Origin of the sequence: Plantactinospora mayteni (assembly GCF_016862935.1) — a bacterium.
GTDB classification, from domain to species: domain Bacteria; phylum Actinomycetota; class Actinomycetes; order Mycobacteriales; family Micromonosporaceae; genus Plantactinospora; species Plantactinospora mayteni.
Genome location: NZ_BONX01000048.1, coordinates 23,136 through 42,914, shown reverse-complemented (window position 1 = coordinate 42,914; position 19,779 = coordinate 23,136). Strand labels below are relative to the sequence as shown.

General features: G+C 72.5%; 20 protein-coding genes and 1 riboswitch. Of the genes, 9 read left to right on the top strand and 11 right to left on the bottom strand.

What is annotated here, in order from left to right:
• Window positions 1-36: 36 nt before the first annotated feature.
• Both paaB and paaA read right to left on the bottom strand, forming a co-directional pair.
• Window positions 37-339: a 1,2-phenylacetyl-CoA epoxidase subunit PaaB gene (gene paaB, locus Pma05_RS31660; protein WP_203861164.1), complete on the bottom strand. Its 303-nt coding sequence runs from the start codon at window positions 337-339 to the stop codon at window positions 37-39.
• The gene (gene paaA / locus Pma05_RS31655) at window positions 336-1,406 is read right to left on the bottom strand and encodes a 1,2-phenylacetyl-CoA epoxidase subunit PaaA (protein ID WP_203861163.1); all 1,071 of its coding nucleotides are present in this window, start codon (window positions 1,404-1,406) and stop codon (window positions 336-338) included. The genes paaB and paaA overlap by 4 nt, the downstream gene beginning before the upstream one ends.
• Before the next feature lie 390 nt (window positions 1,407-1,796).
• Here paaA and Pma05_RS31650 point away from each other — a divergent pair, with 390 nt between their 5' ends.
• Both Pma05_RS31650 and Pma05_RS31645 read left to right on the top strand, forming a co-directional pair.
• The gene (locus Pma05_RS31650) at window positions 1,797-2,753 is read left to right on the top strand and encodes a hypothetical protein (protein ID WP_203861162.1); all 957 of its coding nucleotides are present in this window, start codon (window positions 1,797-1,799) and stop codon (window positions 2,751-2,753) included.
• Entirely contained in the window at window positions 2,753-3,709 is a 957-nt protein-coding gene (locus tag Pma05_RS31645; RefSeq protein ID WP_203861161.1) for a serine hydrolase, read from the top strand. The genes Pma05_RS31650 and Pma05_RS31645 overlap by 1 nt, the downstream gene beginning before the upstream one ends.
• Before the next feature lie 23 nt (window positions 3,710-3,732).
• Here the strand turns inward: Pma05_RS31645 and Pma05_RS31640 are convergent, their stop codons facing one another.
• The 3 genes from Pma05_RS31640 to Pma05_RS31630 all read right to left on the bottom strand — a co-directional run bounded on the left by Pma05_RS31640 (window position 3,733) and on the right by Pma05_RS31630 (window position 6,544).
• Window positions 3,733-4,581 carry a menaquinone biosynthetic enzyme MqnA/MqnD family protein gene (locus Pma05_RS31640; protein WP_372441589.1) on the bottom strand — a complete coding sequence of 283 codons (849 nt, stop codon included), beginning with the start codon at window positions 4,579-4,581 and terminating at the stop codon, window positions 3,733-3,735.
• Window positions 4,578-5,900, bottom strand: a complete 1,323-nt coding sequence (locus Pma05_RS31635; RefSeq protein ID WP_203861160.1) for an MFS transporter — start codon at window positions 5,898-5,900, stop codon at window positions 4,578-4,580. Before Pma05_RS31635 ends, Pma05_RS31640 begins: the two co-directional genes overlap by 4 nt.
• A gap of 62 nt (window positions 5,901-5,962) precedes the next feature.
• Window positions 5,963-6,544 carry an ArsR/SmtB family transcription factor gene (locus Pma05_RS31630; RefSeq protein ID WP_239313497.1) on the bottom strand — a complete coding sequence of 194 codons (582 nt, stop codon included), beginning with the start codon at window positions 6,542-6,544 and terminating at the stop codon, window positions 5,963-5,965.
• Between the two features lie 128 nt (window positions 6,545-6,672).
• Between Pma05_RS31630 and Pma05_RS31625 the strand changes: the two genes are divergently transcribed.
• The 7 genes from Pma05_RS31625 (at window position 6,673) to Pma05_RS31595 (ending at window position 14,942) form a co-directional block, all read left to right on the top strand.
• Entirely contained in the window at window positions 6,673-8,088 is a 1,416-nt protein-coding gene (locus Pma05_RS31625; protein WP_203861159.1) for an ATP-binding protein, read from the top strand.
• 162 nt (window positions 8,089-8,250) lie between these two features.
• A complete protein-coding gene (locus Pma05_RS31620) occupies window positions 8,251-10,248 on the top strand; it encodes a HelD family protein (protein WP_203861158.1) in 1,998 nt (665 codons plus the stop codon).
• Window positions 10,249-10,575: 327 nt separating this feature from the next.
• Window positions 10,576-11,883, top strand: a complete 1,308-nt coding sequence (locus Pma05_RS31615; protein ID WP_239313494.1) for a serine hydrolase domain-containing protein — start codon at window positions 10,576-10,578, stop codon at window positions 11,881-11,883.
• 163 nt (window positions 11,884-12,046) lie between these two features.
• Entirely contained in the window at window positions 12,047-12,817 is a 771-nt protein-coding gene (locus Pma05_RS31610; RefSeq protein ID WP_203861157.1) for a transporter, read from the top strand.
• On the top strand, window positions 12,814-13,134 hold the full coding sequence (locus tag Pma05_RS31605) for a transcriptional regulator (RefSeq protein WP_203861156.1): 321 nt from the start codon (window positions 12,814-12,816) through the stop codon (window positions 13,132-13,134). The genes Pma05_RS31610 and Pma05_RS31605 overlap by 4 nt, the downstream gene beginning before the upstream one ends.
• Window positions 13,131-14,189 (top strand): ABC transporter ATP-binding protein, encoded by a 1,059-nt coding sequence (locus Pma05_RS31600; protein ID WP_239313491.1) that lies wholly within the window; start codon window positions 13,131-13,133, stop codon window positions 14,187-14,189. Before Pma05_RS31605 ends, Pma05_RS31600 begins: the two co-directional genes overlap by 4 nt.
• Window positions 14,190-14,204: 15 nt before the next feature.
• A complete protein-coding gene (locus Pma05_RS31595; protein WP_203861155.1) occupies window positions 14,205-14,942 on the top strand; it encodes an ABC transporter permease in 738 nt (245 codons plus the stop codon).
• Window positions 14,943-15,067: 125 nt separating this feature from the next.
• Here the strand turns inward: Pma05_RS31595 and Pma05_RS31590 are convergent, their stop codons facing one another.
• From Pma05_RS31590 to Pma05_RS31565, 6 genes are all read right to left on the bottom strand, one after another.
• On the bottom strand, window positions 15,068-15,841 hold the full coding sequence (locus Pma05_RS31590; protein ID WP_203861264.1) for an ABC transporter ATP-binding protein: 774 nt from the start codon (window positions 15,839-15,841) through the stop codon (window positions 15,068-15,070).
• 116 nt (window positions 15,842-15,957) lie between these two features.
• The gene (locus Pma05_RS31585) at window positions 15,958-17,082 is read right to left on the bottom strand and encodes a FecCD family ABC transporter permease (protein ID WP_203861154.1); all 1,125 of its coding nucleotides are present in this window, start codon (window positions 17,080-17,082) and stop codon (window positions 15,958-15,960) included.
• A 76-nt stretch (window positions 17,083-17,158) separates the two neighbouring features.
• Entirely contained in the window at window positions 17,159-18,091 is a 933-nt protein-coding gene (locus Pma05_RS31580) for an ABC transporter substrate-binding protein (RefSeq protein ID WP_203861153.1), read from the bottom strand.
• Window positions 18,092-18,197: 106 nt separating this feature from the next.
• Window positions 18,198-18,297: riboswitch (cobalamin riboswitch) on the bottom strand.
• Window positions 18,298-18,457: 160 nt separating this feature from the next.
• On the bottom strand, window positions 18,458-18,886 hold the full coding sequence (locus Pma05_RS31575) for a YybH family protein (RefSeq protein ID WP_203861152.1): 429 nt from the start codon (window positions 18,884-18,886) through the stop codon (window positions 18,458-18,460).
• On the bottom strand, window positions 18,883-19,347 hold the full coding sequence (locus Pma05_RS31570; protein WP_203861151.1) for an SRPBCC family protein: 465 nt from the start codon (window positions 19,345-19,347) through the stop codon (window positions 18,883-18,885). The genes Pma05_RS31575 and Pma05_RS31570 overlap by 4 nt, the downstream gene beginning before the upstream one ends.
• Window positions 19,347-19,736 (bottom strand): ArsR/SmtB family transcription factor, encoded by a 390-nt coding sequence (locus Pma05_RS31565; RefSeq protein WP_203861150.1) that lies wholly within the window; start codon window positions 19,734-19,736, stop codon window positions 19,347-19,349. The genes Pma05_RS31570 and Pma05_RS31565 overlap by 1 nt, the downstream gene beginning before the upstream one ends.
• Window positions 19,737-19,779: the final 43 nt, after the last annotated feature.

Sequence of the window (19,779 nt, the reverse complement as noted above, 5' to 3'; positions counted from 1 at the left end):
GCGTCCCGGGGGCGTTCACAGGTACGTCGGCGGTGTTCACAGGTGTGCCGCCCCGTCCGGCACCGGATAGAACGTCGGGTGCCGATAGACCTTGTCGGCGGCGGGCTCGAAGAAGGCGTCCTTCTCGTCCGGGCTGGAGGCGGTGATCGCCTGGGCCGGGACGACCCAGATCGAGACGCCCTCCTGCCGCCGGGTGTAGAGGTCCCGGGCGTTGCGCAGCGCCAGCTCGGCGTCGGGGGCGTGCAGGCTGCCGACGTGGGTGTGCGACAGCCCGCGCCGGGCCCGGACGAAGACCTCCCAGAGCGGCCAGCCGGCCCGGCCCTGCCATGGGGCGGTCACGCCGGTACCGCCGTACGCTCGGCGGCCCGCTTGGCCGCGTACGCCTCGGCGGCCTCGCGTACCCAGGCACCGTCGGCGTCCGCCCGGCGGCGCTGCGTGATCCGTTGCCGGTTGCACGGCCCGTCACCGGCGATCACCCGCATCAGCTCGGCGTAGTCGGGCTGGGTGTAGTCGTACGCCTGCCGCGACTCGTTCCACCGCAGGTCGGGGTCGGGCAGGGTGAGGCCGAGTACGCCGGCCTGCTGCACGCACATGTCGACGAAGCGCTGCCGCAGTTCGTCGTTGGAGAACCGCTTGATCTTCCAGGCCATCGACTGCTGGGAGTGCGTGGAGTCGCCGTCCGGCGGGCCGAACATCGCCAGCGACGGATACCACCAGCGGTCCACCGCGTCCTGGGCCATCGCGTGCTGCTCGGCGGTGCCGCCGGCCAGTACGTGCAGGATCTCGTAGCCCTGCCGCTGGTGGAAGGACTCCTCCTTGCAGATCCGGATCATCGCCCGGGCGTACGGCCCGTACGAGCACCGGCACAGCGGTACCTGGTTGACGATCGCCGCGCCGTCCACCAGCCAGCCGATGGCGCCGACGTCGGCCCAGGTCAGCGTCGGGTAGTTGAAGATCGAGCTGTACTTCTGCCGGCCGGCGAGCAGCATCTCGACCAGTTCGTCCCGGCTCACCCCGAGGGTCTCGGCGGCGGCGTAGAGGTAGAGCCCGTGCCCGGCCTCGTCCTGCACCTTGGCGAGCAGGATCGCCTTGCGCTTGAGCGAGGGTGCCCGGCTGATCCAGTTGCCCTCCGGCTGCATGCCGATGATCTCGGAGTGGGCGTGCTGGGCGATCTGCCGGATCAGGGTCTTCCGGTACGCCTCCGGCATCCAGTCCCGGGGCTCGATCTTCTGATCCGCGTCGATCAGGGCGGTGAAGTAGTCCTGCGGGTCGGTGTCGGCGGCGGGGTCGCGCCCGGGACGGCCACGGTCGGCGGCCGTCCGCAGCGCCGCTTCCGCCGCCTCGACCTGATCGAGCAGGCCGCCGGCGGGTCCGTCATCCGGGACCGGGAAGTCATGTCCGTACACGCAGCAAGTGTTACAGCTCAACTAGTCAGTAACCAAGACGTGTAATAGAAATGCCGCCCAGACCCGGCCCTGAGCTGGGCAGCCGCCCGGCACCAAATGTCCGCACTGATGACTGAATGAGGCTGGTCACATCGACCGAAATATTCGGGATCTTTCACTACATAAACGGCTATTTCCGGCCGCCATCTGCGAAGTCCCGGCCTTCGCCATCTGGCGGATTGGACCGGGCCACGTAAACTTTCCCCGGTCCGACCTGCCACCTCCCCCGGCAGCTCGGGCGCGGAGCAGACCGCCGGTGTGGGGCTGGCGGAGGCGCCGCCGACACACCGCAAGACGCACAGCGCCCTGGACACAGTGGCCCCCCGGCCTTCACCCTTGGAGCCCCATCTCATGCGTCCCCGCGTGACCCTGGTGCTCGCCATCACGACAGTCGTGCTTGGCGGCCTGTTGCTCGTGCCCGCCGCGTACGCCCGGCTGGTCGACTCCGACGGGAGCGCGTCCTCGGCCGAGGACGCCCCGGTCGGGATCGAGCCGTCCGCGCCGCCGCCGCCGACCCTGGCCGCCGCGCCGGTGACGGTGAAGGGGGTGGACGGCTTCCTCGGCTGGGCCCTGCTCGACCGGGAGAGCGGGAAGATCTCCGGCTCCAAGAACATGGCCTCGACCAACTCGACCGAGTCGATGATCAAGGTCTGGATCGTCTCCGACTACCTCCGCCGGCTGGGCGACAAGACGCCTCCCTCGGAGTCGTTGAAGATGGCCAGCACGGCGATCCGGGACAGCAACGACGACTCGGCGGAGGCGCTCTACAACAAGGGCGGCCGGGGCGCGGTGGTGGACCGTCTGATCAAGACCTGCAAACTCACCGACACCCGCAAGGGGGCACCGGCGGGTGCAAGTTCTATTTGGTGGAGTTATACCGAAATGTCCCCTCGGGACGCCGTGCGGATGGGAGAGTGCGTCAAGGACGGCACCGCCGCCGGGCCGAAGTGGACCAAGTGGGTGCTGGACGAGATGACCAAGGTACGCGGCACGACGGCCGCGAAGGACCAGAAGCTCAAGCAGGGCGGCGGGCGCTGGGGCATCCTCGACGGGCTCTCCAAGGGAGTCACGGCACAGAGCCCGGTCGGCATCAAGAACGGCTGGACACTGATCAACGCTGACGGCAAGTGGCACCTGAACTGCCTGGCCCTCACCGACAACTGGGTGCTCTCCGTGATGACGCGATACTCCGGTGGCAAGGGCCTCGACTACGGCGCCGACGTCTGCGCCAGCGTGGCCAGCCAACTGACCGCCCCGCAGCCCGGCGCGGTACTGAGGGTCCCGGTGCCGCTGACGGTGCGGTCCTGATGGGCGCCGAGGAACGCGCCGCCGAGCGGCGGGCCCGGTCCAACCGGTCCACCCTGCTGCGGCTGACCCTGATCGCGGGCGTACTGCTGGCGCTGGTGCTGGTCGGGCTCCGGCTGATGCCGGGCTCGCCGTTCGCGAGTACCGCGGCGGCGAAGTGGGGGGAACCGTCCGGCTCGGCCGGTCCCACCGCCACCACCCCGGGCAAGCGGTCCACGCCCACCCCGACGCCCAGCCCCGAACTGCCGCCGTTGCCGGTGGCGCCGACCAACGTGAAGATCGACAAAGACGGCTGGTGGAACTGGGCGCTGATGGACACCCGGACCGGCAAGATCTCGGGTTCGGCCAACATGGACGAGACCAACCCGACCGCCTCGATGATCAAGGCGTGGATCGGGGCGGACTTCCTTCGCCGCGCTTCCGAGCAGGGTGACACCCCGAGCGACACCCGGATGAACCAGGTCTCGATCATGATCCGGGACAGCGACAACAACGCCGCGCAGACCCTCTACGAACTCAACGGCGGCACGGCGTCGATCAAGCGGCTGATCAGCATCTGCGACCTGACCGACAGCAGCCCGGCCGCCGACGGCGGCTGGAGCCGTACCGCGCTCTCGGCCCGGGACACCGCCCGGATGGGCGCCTGCATCGAGGACGGCCGGGCCGCCGGGCCGAAGTGGACCAAGTGGCTGCTCGACGAGATGCGCGCCGTACGCGGGGTCGGCAACTTCGGCATCCGCAAGGCGTTCCCGGCCGCCGAGCAGAAGACCATCGCGGTCAAGAACGGCTGGGTGGACCGGCAGCGCGAGCAGAAGTACACGGTGAACTGCCTGGCCATCGGCGACGGTTGGACGATGGCGGTGGAGACCAGGTACGCGATCAACCTCGGCTACACGTACGGGGCGAAGATCTGCGAGGACGTGGCCCGGCAGCTCCGGGCCGCCTCGGACACCACCTGAGCCAACCCCGGCGGGGCGGCGGGTCAGGCGGAGAAGAAGACCGGACCGCCCACCGGCAGCGGCGGTACGCCGGCCAGCTCGACGGCCCGGCGGGCGAACTCCCGCAGCCCCGCCACCTGGCGCTCGCCGAGCGAGAAGTCCAGCGTCCGGAAATACGTCGCCAGGGTCGCCGCGTCGAACGGCTCCCACCGGGCCGCCGCCTCGGCGACCTCGTCCAGTTCGGCCAGGCAGAGGTCCCGGGAGCGCAGGAACGCCTGGTGCACGTCCTTGACCTGGCCGGGATGGCTGGCCGCGAAGTCCCGGCGTACCGCCCAGACGGCGAAGACCATCGGCAGCCCGGTCCACTCCCGCCAGGCCTGACCGAGGTCGGTGACGGCGAGCCCGCGCCCGGGTGCCTCGTAGAGGGCGCGCAGCGCGACGTCGCCGATCAGTACTCCGGCCTCGGCCTCCAGCAGCATGGTGGTCAGGTCGGGCGGGCAGGTGAAGTATTCCGGGTCGATGCCGTACTGCTGGGCGAGCAGCATCCGTGCCAGCAGCACCCCGGTCCGGGAGGTGGAGCCGAGGGCGACCTTGGCACCGTCCAGCTCGGGCAGTGGCCGGGTGGAGACGATGTTGACCGAGAGCACCGGGCCGTCGCTGCCGACCGCGAGATCCGGGAGCAGCAGCAGTTCGTCGGCGTGCTTGAGATATTCGACCAGCGTGATCGGCCCGATGTCGAGGTCACCGGCGACCAGGGCCGCGCTGAGCCGCTCCGGCGAGTCCTTGTGCAGCTCGACGTCGATCAGCGCACCGGAGCGCATCAGCCCCCAGTAGATCGGCAGGCAGTTGAGGAACTGGATGTGGCCTACCCGGGGTCGCCGCAGCTCGCTCATGATCCGACCGTAACCGCCGGCTCGACCGGCCGCTCGGCCGACCGGTCCGGAAGTGGCCCAGGACGCATCGCCGCCCGTTCGCGCCGGGCGGCCCGCAGCACCACCGGGGTCACCGCGCCGACCACGGCCAGCCCGGCCAGCCCGGTCACCGCGACCAGCGGGCGGGGTGGGAAGCCGGCGAGCAGGATGCCGCCGGCCAGGTAGCCGAACATCCCGGCGCCCTGGATCGCGGCGCCCTGCGCGGCGAAGGCCCGGCCGCGCGCCTCCGGCGGCACCCGGTTGGCCAGTACCAGGTTGCTGAAGACGTTCAGCCCGCCGTTGGCGACGCCGCCGACCAGCCAGAGCAGCACCAGCCAGCCGGCGGCCGGCACGGTGGCGCCGAGCCCGACGAGCAGGCAGGCCACGCCGAGCATGGCCAGCACGCCTGTGACCAGGGCACCGTCGTCCCGGGCCCGCCGGGCGGTGCCGGCCAGCAGCCAGGCGCCGACCAGCATGCCGGCGGTCCAGGCCGCGCTGACCAGGCCGAACATCGTGGTCGAGGAGTGCAGGGTCTCGCGTACGTAGAAGACCTCGATCACGTTGACCGCGCCCACCCCGGCCACCGTCGCGGCGATCGCGGCCACCATCGTCCAGAGCAGCGGGTCGCGGCGCAGCCGCCAGGCCGGGGCCGTCGGTGTCGGACCCGTCCCGCCGGTCGCTCCCGCTGCCCGTCGCCCGCCCCGTCGGGTACCCAGCAGCAGCCCGGCCGCGATCAGCGCGAGATAGCTGCCGGCGTCGAGCAGCAGTGGGATCCGGGCACCGAACTGGCCGACCAGCAGCCCGGCCAGGGCGGGGGCGACCAGCATGCCGACCGAGCCGGCGGTCTGGTTGATCGCGCTGGCCCGGGGCAGGTCGTCCCGGCGCACCATCTCGGGCAGCAGGGCGGCCAGGGTCGGCTGGGTCACCGCCAGCCCGCAGGCGAGCAGCGCGGCGAGCAGCAGGATCACGGCGGTGTTCTCGGCGAAGGCGAGCGCGGCGCAGACCAGCGCCTGGCCGGCACCGGCCCAGACCAGCAGGGTGCGGCTGTCCACCCGGTCGGCCAGTCGACCGGTCAGCGGGGCAAGCAGCACCAGCGGCAGCGTGGCGGCCAGCATCACCCCGGCAACCGCCAGCCCACCGGCCCCGGCGGATTGCAGGGCGAGCGCCAGCGCGGTGGCGGCGAGGAAGTCACCGCAGCTCGACACCGCCCGGGCACCGGCGGCCAGATAGACGTCCCGCCAGCGGGAGACCGTCGGCGTGCCGTCCTCGGGCACGCCGGTACCGGCAGTTGCGAAGGACATACTTCGAAAGTAATCCTTCACATCTGCCGTACGCAAGCCACCCGGCCCGACCCCGGGTCAGCTCACTCCATCGGCAGCGCCGCGTAGTGGACCATCACCGGGCGGGAGCCCTCGGGCGGGTCGACCCGCTCCCGCCGCCGGTACGGCCGCATCAGCTCGCGGATCCGGTCGTTCAGCTCCACCAACTCCTCGGCGGTCATCATCAGCACCGCACCGCCGTAGCGGGAGGCGTCGTACCACTCCTTCGGCTCCTCGCCGATCCGCCGCGCCCACTCCCGGATCCGCTCCATGTCGCGGGCGGCGTACACCTCGATCAGGGTCTCCTGGGCGGCCCGCGCCTCCGGCGACGCGTCCTGGCCAGCCTCCACGCCCCACGAGCCGACGCTGCTGCGCCAGAGCCGCTCGCGGGCGTCGCCCCGGCTCGGGGCCTGCTCGACCAGGCCGAACTTCGCCAGCTCCCGCAGGTGATAGCTGACCGCGCTCGGCGAGAGCCCGACGATCTCGGCACACTCGGTGGCGGTGACCGCCGCCCCGGTCGTGGTCAGATGCTCCATGATCGCCAACCGCGCCGGATGCGCCAGCGCCCGCATCACCTGCGGATCACTGATCATCATCGGCCGCTGCTCGACGGGCTGCTCGGTCATGCGCCCATGATTCCGCCTCCGGCCGGCCCGGCGGCATCGACCCGGTGGTGCCGCCCGGCGCGCACTACTACAAACTGTCTGTAGTACAAACAGCAGGCACTACAAACAGTTTGTAGTAGGCTGCCCTCATGCCGATCGTGGGGCGGAGGGCCGAGCTGACGGAACTGGCCTCGGCCTGGCGGCGGGCCACCGAGGGTCATCCGGAGCTGGCGGTGGTCTGGGGCCGGCGCCGGGTCGGCAAGACCTACCTGCTCACCCACTTCGCCCGGGACAAGCGGGCGGTCTACTTCACCGCCACCCGACAGGACTCCGACGACCGGCAGCTCCGCCGGTTCGCCGAGGCGCTGCGCGAGCAACTCGGCGACGAGGTGGCCGACCTGGCACCGGCGACCTTCCCGGACTGGGAGGTCGCGCTGCGGTTCGTCGCCCGGCTGGCCCGCACCGATCCACTGCTCGTGGTGCTCGACGAAGCGCCCCGGCTGACCGGTGGGCACGCCGACTTCGCCGACACCGTCTCCGCCGTCTGGGAGAACCACGTCCGTGACCAGCGGCTGCTGCTGGTGCTCTCCGGGTCGGCGGTCGCGGTGATGGAGCAGATGCTCGGCCCGCAGGGCGGGCTGCACCGGCGGGCCGGCGTCGAGCGCCGGATGGACCCGTTCCCCCTGCGAGATGCCCGTGCCTTCCTGCCCGACCTGGCCCCCGAGCAGTTCATCGAGGCGTACGCGGCGTGCGGCGGCTACCCGCTGCACCTGCGGCGGTGGTCGGCGCAACGCTCCACCGAGGAGAACCTGGACGAGCTGGCCTTCACCCCCGGCGGCCTGCTGCTGCGCGACGCGCCGGACATCCTCTCCGAGGACCTCGACTGGCGGGGCGGCTACGAGCGGGTGCTGACCGCGATGGCTGGTGGCGCCCGGCGACGGTCCCGGATCGCCGGCCGAGCCCAGCAGCGGATCGACTACACCCTCGACCGGCTGCGTCGGGCCGGCTACGTCCGGGCGGTACGCCCGATCGGCGCGGGCGGCTCCGCCGACCCGATGTACGAGATCGCCGACGACTACCTCGCGTACTGGTTCGCGGTGCTGCGCGACGACGCCGACCTGATCGACGGCGGGCAGGGGCCGGCGGTCCGGCGACGCACCTGGGGGCGGTGGCAGACGCACGTCGCCCGGGTCTTCGAGGCGGCCGCCCGGGAGCACGCCCAGCACCTGGTGGCCACGGGTGCGCTGCCCGCCGAGACGGTGGTCGGCCGCTGGTGGAAGGACGAGATCGTCGAGATCGACGTGCTCGGCCTGGCCGGCGACGATCCCGTACTCGTCGGCGAGGCCCGGTGGCAGACCAGGCCGCTCACCCTGCGCGACCTGTCCGACCTGCGGCGCCGGGCCGCCCACCTGCCACCGCCCGGACCGGCCGGTCTGACCTTCGGCTTCTGGTCACGCGGCGGTGGCGACGAGACGCTGGCCGAGCACCCGGAGGTACGCACCTTCACCCCGACGGACATGCTGGCAAGCACACCGAGCCGGCGGTCCGGGCGGCGCGGTGGGTGAAATTCGGTGGAACGGAAGCTGAGCCGCAGGTAGGCTTGCTGGCCGCTTGACGGCCGAGGTGATAAAGCACCGCAGCGGACGTCCCCGCGCCGGGAGCCGGCCATCCGCCCCCGGACACGCGAGCGAGCAGCCGACGCGCTGATGCGCCGATGGGAACCCAGCATGCCCGCACAGGACCTCGACACCGACCTGGAGTACGAACGCGCACACCTGGCCGCCTCCCGGGCCGCCCTGCGGCGGATGCGGGAGCACGCCGAGTCGCTCTTCCAGACCGGCCAGGACGTCGCCGGTGACGCGTACGCGGCCGAGACGCTCGGCCGGACCCTCTCCCGGCGGGTCGCCGAACTCGCCGACGACCCGAGCACTCCGCTCTTCTTCGGCCGCCTCGACTTCGCCGACGCCAACCACCACATCGGGCGGCGGCACGTCACCGACCCGGCCGGCGAGCCGATGGTGCTGGACTGGCGGGCCCCGATCTCCCGCTCGTTCTACCGGGCCACCGTCCGCGACCCACAGGGGGTACGGGTCCGGCGGCGGTTCGGGTTCGGCGCCGGCCAGCTCACCAGCTTCGAGGACGAACACCTCGACCGGGGCGAGGAGTACGGCACCGCGAGCCGGATCCTGACCGCCGAGATAGAACGTCCCCGGGTCGGGCCGATGCGGGACATCGTCGCCACCATCCAGCCGGAGCAGGACGAGCTGGTCCGGGCCGAGCTGGCCGACTCGATCTGCGTACAGGGGGCGCCGGGGACCGGGAAGACGGCGGTCGGGCTGCACCGGGCCGCGTACCTGCTCTATCTGCACCGGGAGCGGCTGCGCCGGTCCGGGGTACTCGTGGTCGGGCCGAACCGGGCGTTCCTGTCGTACATCTCGGCGGTGCTGCCGGCGCTGGGCGAGGTCGAGGTGACCCAGGCGACCGTGGAAGACCTGCTCGACACCCCGGTACGTGCCGTGGACTCCCCGGCCACCGCCGCGTTGAAGCACGATCCCCGGATGGCCGAGGTGCTGCGCCGGGCGCTGGCCGGGCAGGTGCGGGCACCGGAGGAGCCGATCGTGGTCTCCGACGGCTCGTACCGGTGGCGGGTGACGGCGGAGGCGCTGCGCCGGATCGTCGAGGAGGCCCGCCGGGAGGGCCTGCCGTACGCCACCGGCCGGGAACGGGTCCGGGCCCGGGCGGTCGGGCTGCTGCAACGGCAGTCGGAGGCGCGCCGGGGCGACTCGCCCGGTGAGAGCTGGCTGCGCCGGATGGGCCGGTCGAAGCCGGTCACCGAGTTCCTCGACCACTGCTGGCCGGCGGTCACCCCGGAGGGGCTGGTGCACCACCTGCTGGCCGACCCCGAGGCGCTGGCCACCGCCGCCGACGGGCTGCTGACCGAGGCCGAACAGGCCCTGCTGAGCTGGCCGAAGCCGCCCCGCACCCCGAAGGCGACGAAGTGGACCGCCGCCGACGCCGTACTGGTCGACGAGGCGGCCGGGCTGGTCGAGCGGCTGCCCAGCTTCGGGCACGTGGTGGTCGACGAGGCCCAGGACCTCTCCCCGATGCAGTGCCGGGTGATCGCCCGGCGCAGCGAGCACGGCTCGGTCACCCTGCTCGGCGACCTCGCCCAGGGCACCGCCCCGTGGGCCGCCACCGACTGGCGGGAGTCGCTGCGGCACCTCGGCAAGCCGGACGCCTCGGTGGTGCCGCTGACCATCGGATTCCGGGTACCGGCCGCGGTGGTGGCATTCGCCAACCGGCTGCTGCCGGCGCTGGCCGTGGACGTACCGCCGGCCGAGTCGCTGCGCCGGGACGGCGCGCTGGACATCCGTACCGTGACCGATCTGTCGGCGGCGACGGTGGCCGAGGTGCGGGCGGCGCTGGCCCACGACGGTTCGATCGCGGTGATCGCCGCCGAGGCCGAGGCGGACGGGCTGCGCGCGGCGCTGGCCGGTGCCGGCATCCCGACCGCGACCGCCGACGAGGTCGAGGCGGCGGCCCGGGTCACCGTGGTGCCGGCCACCCTGGCCAAGGGTCTGGAGTACGACCACGTGATCGTGGTCGAGCCGGCCCGGATCGTGGCGGCGGAACCGCGCGGCCTGCACCGGCTCTACGTGGTGCTGACCCGGGCGGTGTCCCGGCTCGCCGTGCTGCACAGCGAGCCGCTGCCCGCGCCGCTCTGACCTGCCGCCCCCCGCCCCCGCTGCCGCCCCCGCCCCGCCGCGCCGTCCGATCGGGCGACACCGGTCGGCACCGGGCGGCACCGGTCGGCACCGGGCGGCACCGGTCGGCACCGGGCGGCACCGGTCGGCACCGGGCGACCGGCCCGGTCGGCCGGGCGCCGCCGGGTCGGGGTCCGTCTCGCGGGGGAACCGGTCGACGGACCGGGAAGCGGTCGACTCGTCCACGGTGTCGAGGCGTACCTCGGCACCGAAGTGGACGATTCGGTGGCCGGGTCGGGCCAGACTTCAGGGGAACAGACCACCGTCCAGGGGGAGGATCAGTTGTCCGTGCTCCGTCCACACCAGTCCCGCCGCGACTTCCTGCGTACCGTCGCGGGGTCGGCCGTAGCCGCCACCGCGCTCGCCGCCGGCGCCTCTCCGGCGCTCGCCGGACCGGCCGGCACCACCCGGACCGGCTCCGGCGGCACCCTGCCGGACGAGGCGCTGCGCGACACCCTGCGCGCGGTCACCGACGCCGGGATGCCCGGCGTCTTCGCCGAGGTCCGCGACGGTCGCACGACCTGGCGGGGCGCCAGCGGCGTGGCCGACGTGACCACCGGCCGGCCGATGCGACCCGACTTCCAGCACCGGATCGGCAGCATCACCAAGACCTTCGTCTCGACGGTGCTGCTGCAACTCGTCGGCGAACGGCGGCTCGTGCTCGACGCGCCGCTGCACCGCTATCTGCCCCACCTCGCCCCGGCCGGGGTGACGGTGCGGATGCTGCTCGACCAGACCAGCGGGATCAACGACTACGACCACGTGATCTTCGGCTCGGTGGAGGGCATCGAGAAATACCAGCACACGACGATCCGGCCGCTGGAGCTGGCCGCGATCGGGCTGGGTCAGGAGCCGACCAACGCACCGGGCGAGCGGCACTCCTACTCCAACACCAACTACGTGCTCGCCGGGCTGCTGCTGGAACGGATCACCGGGCGGCCGGCCGCCGCCGAGATCACCCGCCGCGTGCTGCGCCCGCTCGGCCTGCACCGGACCTACTTCCCGGGTACGGACCCGCGGATCGACGGGCCGCACTCGGCCGGGTACCTGCCCTGGGTCGACGGCACGTTGCGGGACTTCAGCGTCTACAACATGTCCTGGGCCTGGATGGTCGGGGACATCGTCTCCACCACCGCCGACCTGAACACGTTCTTCCGGGGGCTGTTCGGTGGCCGGCTGCTGCGCCCGGCCGAACTGGCGCAGATGCGGCGTACGGTGCCGGCCGACCCCGCCTTCCCGAACGGCGCCCAGTACGGGCTCGGCCTGATCAACCTGCCGCTGCCGAGCGGTCCCGTCTGGGGACACGACGGCGTCGTACTCGGCCACCAGGCCATGTCGCTGCACTCTCCGGACGGTCGCCGCCAGGTCAGCGTCGCGCTGAACGCCACCCACTACTGGGTACCCGGGCAGCCCGACCCGATCGGCGACGCGCTCGGCAACTTCCTGCTCACCGCGCTCGGCGGTACGGCGACGACGCCGGAGCCGGCCACCCTGAGCCGTACGCCGGGGAGCCTGCTGGGGCACGGGCCGCTGAGTGCCGTACCGGGCGCGGCGACGCTGCACCGGCCGCTGCCCACCGGTCGCGTGGCCGGCTGACGACCTCGCCGTACCCGGCTTCGGGCCGGAGGGTCACGTCCCGTCGAGCGGCGTGATCCTCCGGCCCGAGCCTGCCTGGGCGCTCTGCGGCAGGCCGCCCTGTGTCGACCGTCTCGAAATCGAGTTGGTGCGGTAATGGACTTTGCGCCGTAAACTCGTTTACGTGACCAGGAACTTTGACGACGACTCCGCCGGCAACCCCGGAGGCGACCCCACCAGCAATCCCGCCGGCAACCCCACCGACGACCGGGACGAGCTGCCGCCCGCCGACCCGGCCGCCGCGCTCCGGCTGATCGCCGACCAGCAGGCCGAGGCGGCCCGCAAGCTCAGCCCCAACCTGCTCTGGTACTACTGGCCCTGGGGTCTGGCCTGGCTGATCGGCTTCGGCCTCTTCTTCCTCCGCTTCGGGCCGGACGGCCGGGTCTTCGTCGACCTGCCCAGTTGGCTGCCCCTGCTCACCCTGCTCACCCTGCTGGTCGCCGCCGGGATCATCTCGGGGATCGTCGGCGGCCGGACGTACGGGCAGGTCACCGGCGACTCCAACCGGCGCGGCCTGTGGTACGGCCTGGCCTGGGGCCTCGGGTTCAGCGGCATCAGTGCGGTGCTCAGCCAGGTCTCGAACCACCTCCCCGAGGACGTCGCCGGACTGCTCTGGGCCGGTGTCGCCGTCGGGCTCACCGGCGCCCTGCACATGGCCGGCGGCGCGATCTGGCTGGACCGCAACCTGTTCCGGCTCGGCGTCTGGATCAGCGTCATCAACATCGCCGGGGTGATCGCCGGCTCCGGCTGGCACGCCCTGGTGATCTCGGTCGCCGGTGGCGGCGGGATGCTGGTGGCCGGCGTCCACTTCCTGCTCCGCGACCGTCACAGCAGCCGGAGCCTTGCCGCCAGCATGTCGGGTACCCCGAGCGGGAGCGCCCGGAGCAGTTCGTGACCGGCCTTCCCGAACTCGACCCCGTGATCCACGCACAGGCCCGGCTACGGGTGACCGCGACCCTGGCCACCCTGCGGGACGGCGACCGGATCAGCTTCCCCCGGCTCCAGGACATCCTCCAGATGACCGCCGGCAACCTCTCGGTGCACCTGCGCAAGCTCGAAGAGGCCGGCTACGTCGAGATCGTCAAGACCCACCACGGCCGTACCCCGACCACCCTCGTCGAACTCACCCGGCGCGGCCGGTTCGCCTTCGAGGAGTACACCCTCGCGGTCCGCGCCCTGCTCGATCCACCTCAGATTGAGGAGAAGCCATGATTCTCGCCCGCGCCGTCCAGGCCACCCGCCGGTACGGCGACGTCACCGCCCTCGACCGGGTCGACCTCGAACTGCCGGCCGGCGAGCTGGTCGGCCTGCTCGGCCCGAACGGTGCCGGCAAGAGCACGCTGTTGAGCCTGCTGGTCGGGCTGCGCCGGGTCAGCTCCGGCCGGGTCGAACTCTTCGGCGGCGACCCCCGCGACCCGGCCGCCCGCCGGCAGATCGGGATGACGCCGCAGGAGACCGGGCTGCCGCCCACCCTGCGGGTCGGCGAGGTGGTCGACTTCGTCTCCGCGCACTACGCCGACCCGGTGCCCCGGGCCGAGCTGCTCGGCCGGTTCGGCATCGACGACCTGGCCCGGCGGCAGACCGGCGGCCTCTCCGGCGGGCAGAAGCGCCGGCTGGCGGTCGCGCTCGCCTTCGTCGGCCGTCCCCGGCTGGTCTTCCTCGACGAGCCGACCACCGGGCTGGACGTGACCGCCCGCCGCGAACTCTGGGACGGCATCCGCCAGTTCCACGCCGACGGCGGCACGGTGCTGCTGAGCAGCCACTACCTTGAGGAGATCGAGGCGCTGGCACACCGGGTGGTGGTACTCGGCCACGGCCGGGTACTCGCCGACGACACCGTCAGCGCGATCCGTGACCTGGTCGGGGTACGCCGGGTCAGCCTGGTCGCCCCGGAGTTGCCACCACTGCCCGGGGTACGCGCCGTGGAGCGGGTCGACGGGATCACCCACCTGCTCACCACCGACGCGGACCAGCTCGTCCGGGACCTGGTGCACAGCGGCGTCTCCTTCGCCGACCTGGAGATCCGGCCGAGCAGCCTGGAGGACGCCTTCCTGGCCATCACCGAGACACAGCCCGACACCCAGCCGCAGCCCGACGCCCATATGCAGTCCGACGCCCAAGCGCAGTCCGCTGCCCAGGCGCAGCCCGACGGCCAGGTGCAGTCCGACGCCCAAGCGCAGTCCGCTGCCCAGGCGCAGCCCGACGGCCAGGTGCAGTCCGAGCCGCAGCCCGGCCAACCGCAGCCCGCCCAGCCCGCCGACGTGTGACGGAGGATCCCGATCGTGCGACTTTCGCTCGTGCACGCCAGATACCAGCTACTGGAGACCGTCCGGATCCCGATCGCGCTGGTCGGCAGCGCGTTCTTCCCGGCCGCCTCGATGCTCTTCTTCGTCGTCCCGTTCACCGGCGACGACCCGGTGATCGCCACCTACGCCACCGCCTCGATGGTCACCTTCTCGGTGATGAGCACCAACATCTTCCAGTACGGCATCGGGGTGGCCGAGGACCGGGCGCAGCCCTGGGACCCGTACCTGCGGACGCTGCCCGCCGGAGCCGCGCCCCGGTTCGCCGGCCGGATCCTCGCCGGCCTGCTGCTGACCCTGGTCTCGCTGCTCCCGGTGGTGGTGATCGCGGCGGTGGCCACCGAGGCCCGGGTGACCGGCCCGGCGTTCCTGGCCGCGCTCGGCACGGTCGTGGTGGTCGCGGTGCCGTTCACCCTGATGGGGCTCGCGATCGGCTACTCGCTGCCGAGCAAGGCGGCGATCGTGGTCGCCCAGGTGGTCTTCTTCCCACTGGCCTTCGGCGGCGGTCTGCTCTTCCCGCCCGGTGACTCGCCGGGCTTCATCGAGGCGATCGCCCCCTACCTGCCGACCCGGGGCGCGGTCGAGCTGATGTGGGCCGCCGTCGGGGACTTCCCGGTCGACCGGCTCGCGCTGGTCATGCTCGGCGTCTGGGTCGTGCTGCTGGCCGCGATCGCCGGCTGGGCGTACCGGCGGGACGAGGGGCGACGCTTCAGTTAGTTGAGGTGTCGCCCGCCGGGCGGGCACTTCCCGCTTCGCGGTGATACCACGGAGTCGTCCTGATGACACCGTGGTATCACGCACGAACGGCATACGCCTGTCGGGCCGGCCGGATCCCGGAGCCGCTAGGAGGCGGGCCGCCGGGTCCGGACCGGGACGACCAGGGGACCGTGCTCCCCCTCGATCACCCGGACCCGGGCCCGGTAGTGCGTACCGAGCAGGTCGTCGGTGAGCACCGCCCGGGGCGGGCCGTCGGCGACCACCGCACCGGCGGCGACCAGCACCATCCGGTCGGCGTACTCGCCGGCGACCGAGAGGTCGTGCATGGTGGCCAGCACGGTCAGGCCGTGGTCGGCGCGGAGCTGGTCGACGAGTTCCAGCACCTCCTGCTGGTGCCCGATGTCCAGCGCACTGGTCGGCTCGTCGAGCAGCAGCAGCGGGGCGCCCTGGGCCAGCGCCCGGGCCAGGAAGACCCGCTGCCGCTCGCCACCGGAGAGCGTCGCCAGCGGCCGGGCCGCGAACCCGGTCAGGTCCAACCGGTCGAGTACGTCGTACGCGACCGCCAGGTCGGCGGCGGACTCCCGACCCAGCGGCGGCACGTACGGGGTACGGCCGAGCAGCACGTAGTCGAGTACCGCCATCCCGGCCGGCACGACCGGGGACTGCGGAACGGTCGCCACCGTCCGCGCCCGGTCCCGGCGGCGGAGCCGGGCGATCGGCGTACCGAAGAGGGAGACGGACCCGGTGCTGGCCGGCAGCAGTCCGCCGACCGCGCGGAGCAGCGTGGACTTGCCGGCGCCGTTCGGTCCGATCACGGTGACCCACTCCCCGGTCCGGACCGACAGGCTGACCCCGGTCAGGATGCGCGCCCCGCCGAGGGTGACGCCGAGGTCTGCCACCTCGACGGCGACGCCGGCCGGGACGGTCGATCCCGTCGGGGCGCTCGATCCCGTCGGGGCGCTCGATCCCGTCGGGGCGGTCGATCCCGTCGGGGCGGTCGATCCCGTCGGGGCGGTCACTCCGCCACCCGACGGGTGGTGCGCAGCACGATCGCGAAGAACGGGCCGCCGAGCAGCGCGGTCACCACGCCGATCGGGATCTCGGCCGGCGCGGCGACGGTACGCGCGGCCAGGTCGGTCAGGGTCAGGAAGGCGCCGCCGAAGAGCACCGAGAGCGGCAGGATCGCCCGGTAACTCGCCCCGGCCAGCATCCGTACGACGTGCGGGACGATGACGCCGACGAAGCCGATCAGCCCGGAGACCGAGACCGCGGCGGCGGTGGCCAGCGAGGCGGCGGCGGCCAGCAGCAGCCGGGACCGCTGCGGATGCAGCCCGAGACTGGTCGCCTCGTCGTCACCGAGGGCCAGTACGTCGAGTTCGCGCCGGTGCATCAGCACCACCGCGGTGGTGAAGACCGCGTACGGCAGCACCACCAGTACGTCGTGCCAGCCGGCGGTGGCCAGCCGGCCCAGCATCCACGAGTAGACCTCCTGGATGCTCTCCGCGTTGCGTTGCAGCAGGTAGGTCTGGCCGGCGGCGAGGAAGGCCGAGACCGCCACCCCGGCCAGGATCAGCGTGGCCGGGGAGCGGTCCCGGCCGCCGGCCGCGCCGAGCAGGTAGGTCAGCAGTACCGCGCCGAGCGCGCCGACGAACGCGGCCAGCGGCACGGTGACCGGCAGCCCGACCGTGACGTCGGCGCCGGTGACCCCGCGTACCACGATCACGGCGGTCACCGCGAGACCGGCTCCGGCGGCGACACCGAGCAGGTGCGGGTCGGCCAGCGGGTTGCGGAAGACGCCCTGGTAGCAGCCGCCGGCCAGGGCCAGCATCCCGCCGACGAGCAGGCCGAGCACCATCCGGGGCAGCCGCAGCTCGGTGACGATCGCGATCTCGCGCTCGTTGAGGCCGCTGTGCAGGTGCACTCCGGGTACCAGGTTGAGCAGTTCGACCGCGACGCTGCCCGGCGGCAGGCTGACCGGCCCGAACGCGATGCCGGCGACCGCCGCGACCAGGACCGCCGCGAAGCCGGCGACCAGCCACCGGCGGCGCAGCCCGGCAGGCCGGGCGGTCCGGCCGCCCCGGGCTCCCCGGCCGGGCACGACCGGGGTCTCGGGGCGGGCCGGAGCGCCGGCTCTGCTCATGCCGGCACTCCGCTTCGCTGCGTGCCGTCATGAGGCACATCCGCACTGAACTGGCTGATTCGCTCGCTGCGCTCGCTCAAGCGGGGACCTTGGCGACCGCGTCCACGATCGCCCGGAGCAGGTCGACCACCCGGGGGCCCCACCGGGACGCGATGTCGTCGTCGAGCCCGATGACCTGGCTGTTCTTCACCGCGGTCATCCCGGACCAGCCCTTGCGGGCCGAGACCGTCTGGGCGGACTGCTGGCAGCACTTGGTGTCGGCCAGGAAGACCAGGTCCGGGTCGGCCTTGATGATCGCCTCCTCGCCGAGCTGCGGATAGCCGCCCTTCGAGCCGTCGGCGTCGGCCGGGTCGGCGATGTTCTCCAGGCCGATCATCCCGAACAGCGAACCGACGAACGTCCTGCTGGTCAGCGAGTAGTACTCCGGACCGAGCTCGTAGAAGTAGCTCAGCTTCGCCGGCCGCTGCGGCAGGTCCGCGACCAGCTTGTCGATGTCGCCCTTCATCCTGCCGACCAGGTCGGCCGCCTCGGTCGGATGCCCGGTGATCGTGCCCAGATCGGTGATCTGCCGGTACGTGTCGTCCAGCGTCTTCGCCGCCGGTGCCAGGTAGTGCGGGATCTTCAACTGGCCGAGCTGGTCCACGATCTTGTTCAGGTCGTTGGTCAGCACCACCAGGTCGGGGTTCTTCGCGGCGATCGCCTCGGCGTTCGGGGTGAACGCCGACAGCTCGGTCTTCGGCACCTCGGCCGGATAGTTCGAACTGTCGTCGACGGCGGCGACCTGACCGCCCGCGCCGATCGCGAAGAGCATCTCGGTCGCGGTCGGCCCGAGTACGACGATCTTCTCGGGGCGCTTGTCGAGGGTGAGGGTGCCGACCGTCACCGGATAACTGGCACCGCCGGTGCTCGGGGTCGGCTCCTGGCCGGGGTCGTCGGCGGCGCAGCCGGCCAGGGCCAGCGCCGCGCCGGCCAGCAGCGCGGCCAGCAGTCGGGGCGTACGTCGGGTCATCGGTCCTCCTGTCGGGTGAGGTCTGGTGCTCCGCCGACAGGTGCCTATGCCCCGCCCACGGGGCGCCCTTCCTCGAAGGCGCTTTCCGCGACCGCACCGCAGGCGACCTGGCTCAACCTCCGCATACCGGGCTCGGGGCCGCCGATGGCGGTGAGCGGGTGCGGGAAGGCATCACAGTTGCGGGACAGCGCCGGGTTCACACCGGCTTCGCTGCGGGGTGGTCGGGGAGAACGGTAGCGCATCCGCTCCGTGACCCGGCAGCGGCATAACGCCATCCGTACGCCGTTCCCGCTGATCAGGAGCTGTCCGGGCCGCCGGTCAGGGCGGGCAGACCCCTTCCGGCGGCCGGGACAGACGACTGTCGACTCAGCGCTCGGTGGTGATCCGGCCGGTGGCCGGGTCGAACGGGAACGAGACGTGCTGGTGGATCAACTGCCACCGGCCGTCGAGCTTCTGGAACACCCGGGTCCCGCGTGACCAGGACTCGACCGCCTCCTTACCCGGCTCCTGGACGCGCATCTGGTTGAGCCCCCAGGTGACGGCGATGTCGTCCCGGACCACGACCTCCAGGTCCGGGATGTCCCACCGGAACTCGCCCCGGGCCAGTTCGAAGCCCTGCCGGCAGACCTCCCGGACGGCGTCCGCACCCCGATAGATCTGCGGTGCCGCGTGCTCGTACGAGACCACGTCGGGGGCGATCTTCGTCATCACCGCGTCGAGGTCCTTCGCGGCCGAGTCCCGGAACCACTCCGCGAACTCCTGGCGGATCTCCTGCTCGGCGTTGGTGTCCGTCACGACGTCCTCCCGGTCGACACGTCGAAGAGATGCTGGTCGAGCTTGTCGAAGCAGCCCCGCCAGCCCTCGGCGTTGCCGTCCCTAACCGCGACCGACTCGAAGCCGGTCTGTTCGAAGGTCATCTCGGTCTTGCCCCCCTGGTCGGCGAGCACCACCGTCACGACCGTCTCGGCCCCGGTGTTGCCGGCGCCGTCGGCCTGGGTCAGGGTGAGGACCAGCCGCTCGGGCGGTACGACCTCGCGGAACTCGCCGTACTCCCGGTGCGTCTCGCCGTCGGCGGACCGGAACTCGACCTGCCACCGTCCGCCGGGCCGGGCGTCCAGTTCGCACCGGGTCACCTCGAAGCCCGGCGGGGCGAACCAGGTGCCGACCTCCTCGGCCGTGGTCCAGGTGCGGAACACGAGGTCCCGGGGTGCGTCGAAGATCCGGACTATCGGGATGCGGTGTCTGCCTGTTGCCATCACGGTTTTCTGCTCTCTTCCTCGTCGTCGGTCGCTGTCTCGTCGCCGGCTTCGGCACCGGTCGGGCCGCCCTGGAGCTGGGCCAGTCGCTCGTCGAACTGGTCGAACCGGTGCTGCCAGAGCCGGCGGTACGCGCCCAGCCAGGCATCGATGTCGGCCAGCGGCTCGGCCCGGATCCGGCTGGGCCGGCGTTGCGCGTCCCGGGCCCGGGTGACCAGGCCGGCGGCCTCCAGTACCGCGACGTGCTTGGAGACCGCCCGGGGTGTCATCGCGAACGGCTCGGCGAGGTCGGTGACCGCGGCGTCGCCGTCGAGCAGGCGGTCCAGGATCGCCCGTCGGGTCGGGTCGGCGAGCGCCGCGAAGGCCGCGCTGAGGGTGTCACGCGCCATTCGGTACCTCCTAGTTCTGGAACTAGTTGGTACCGTACGACTC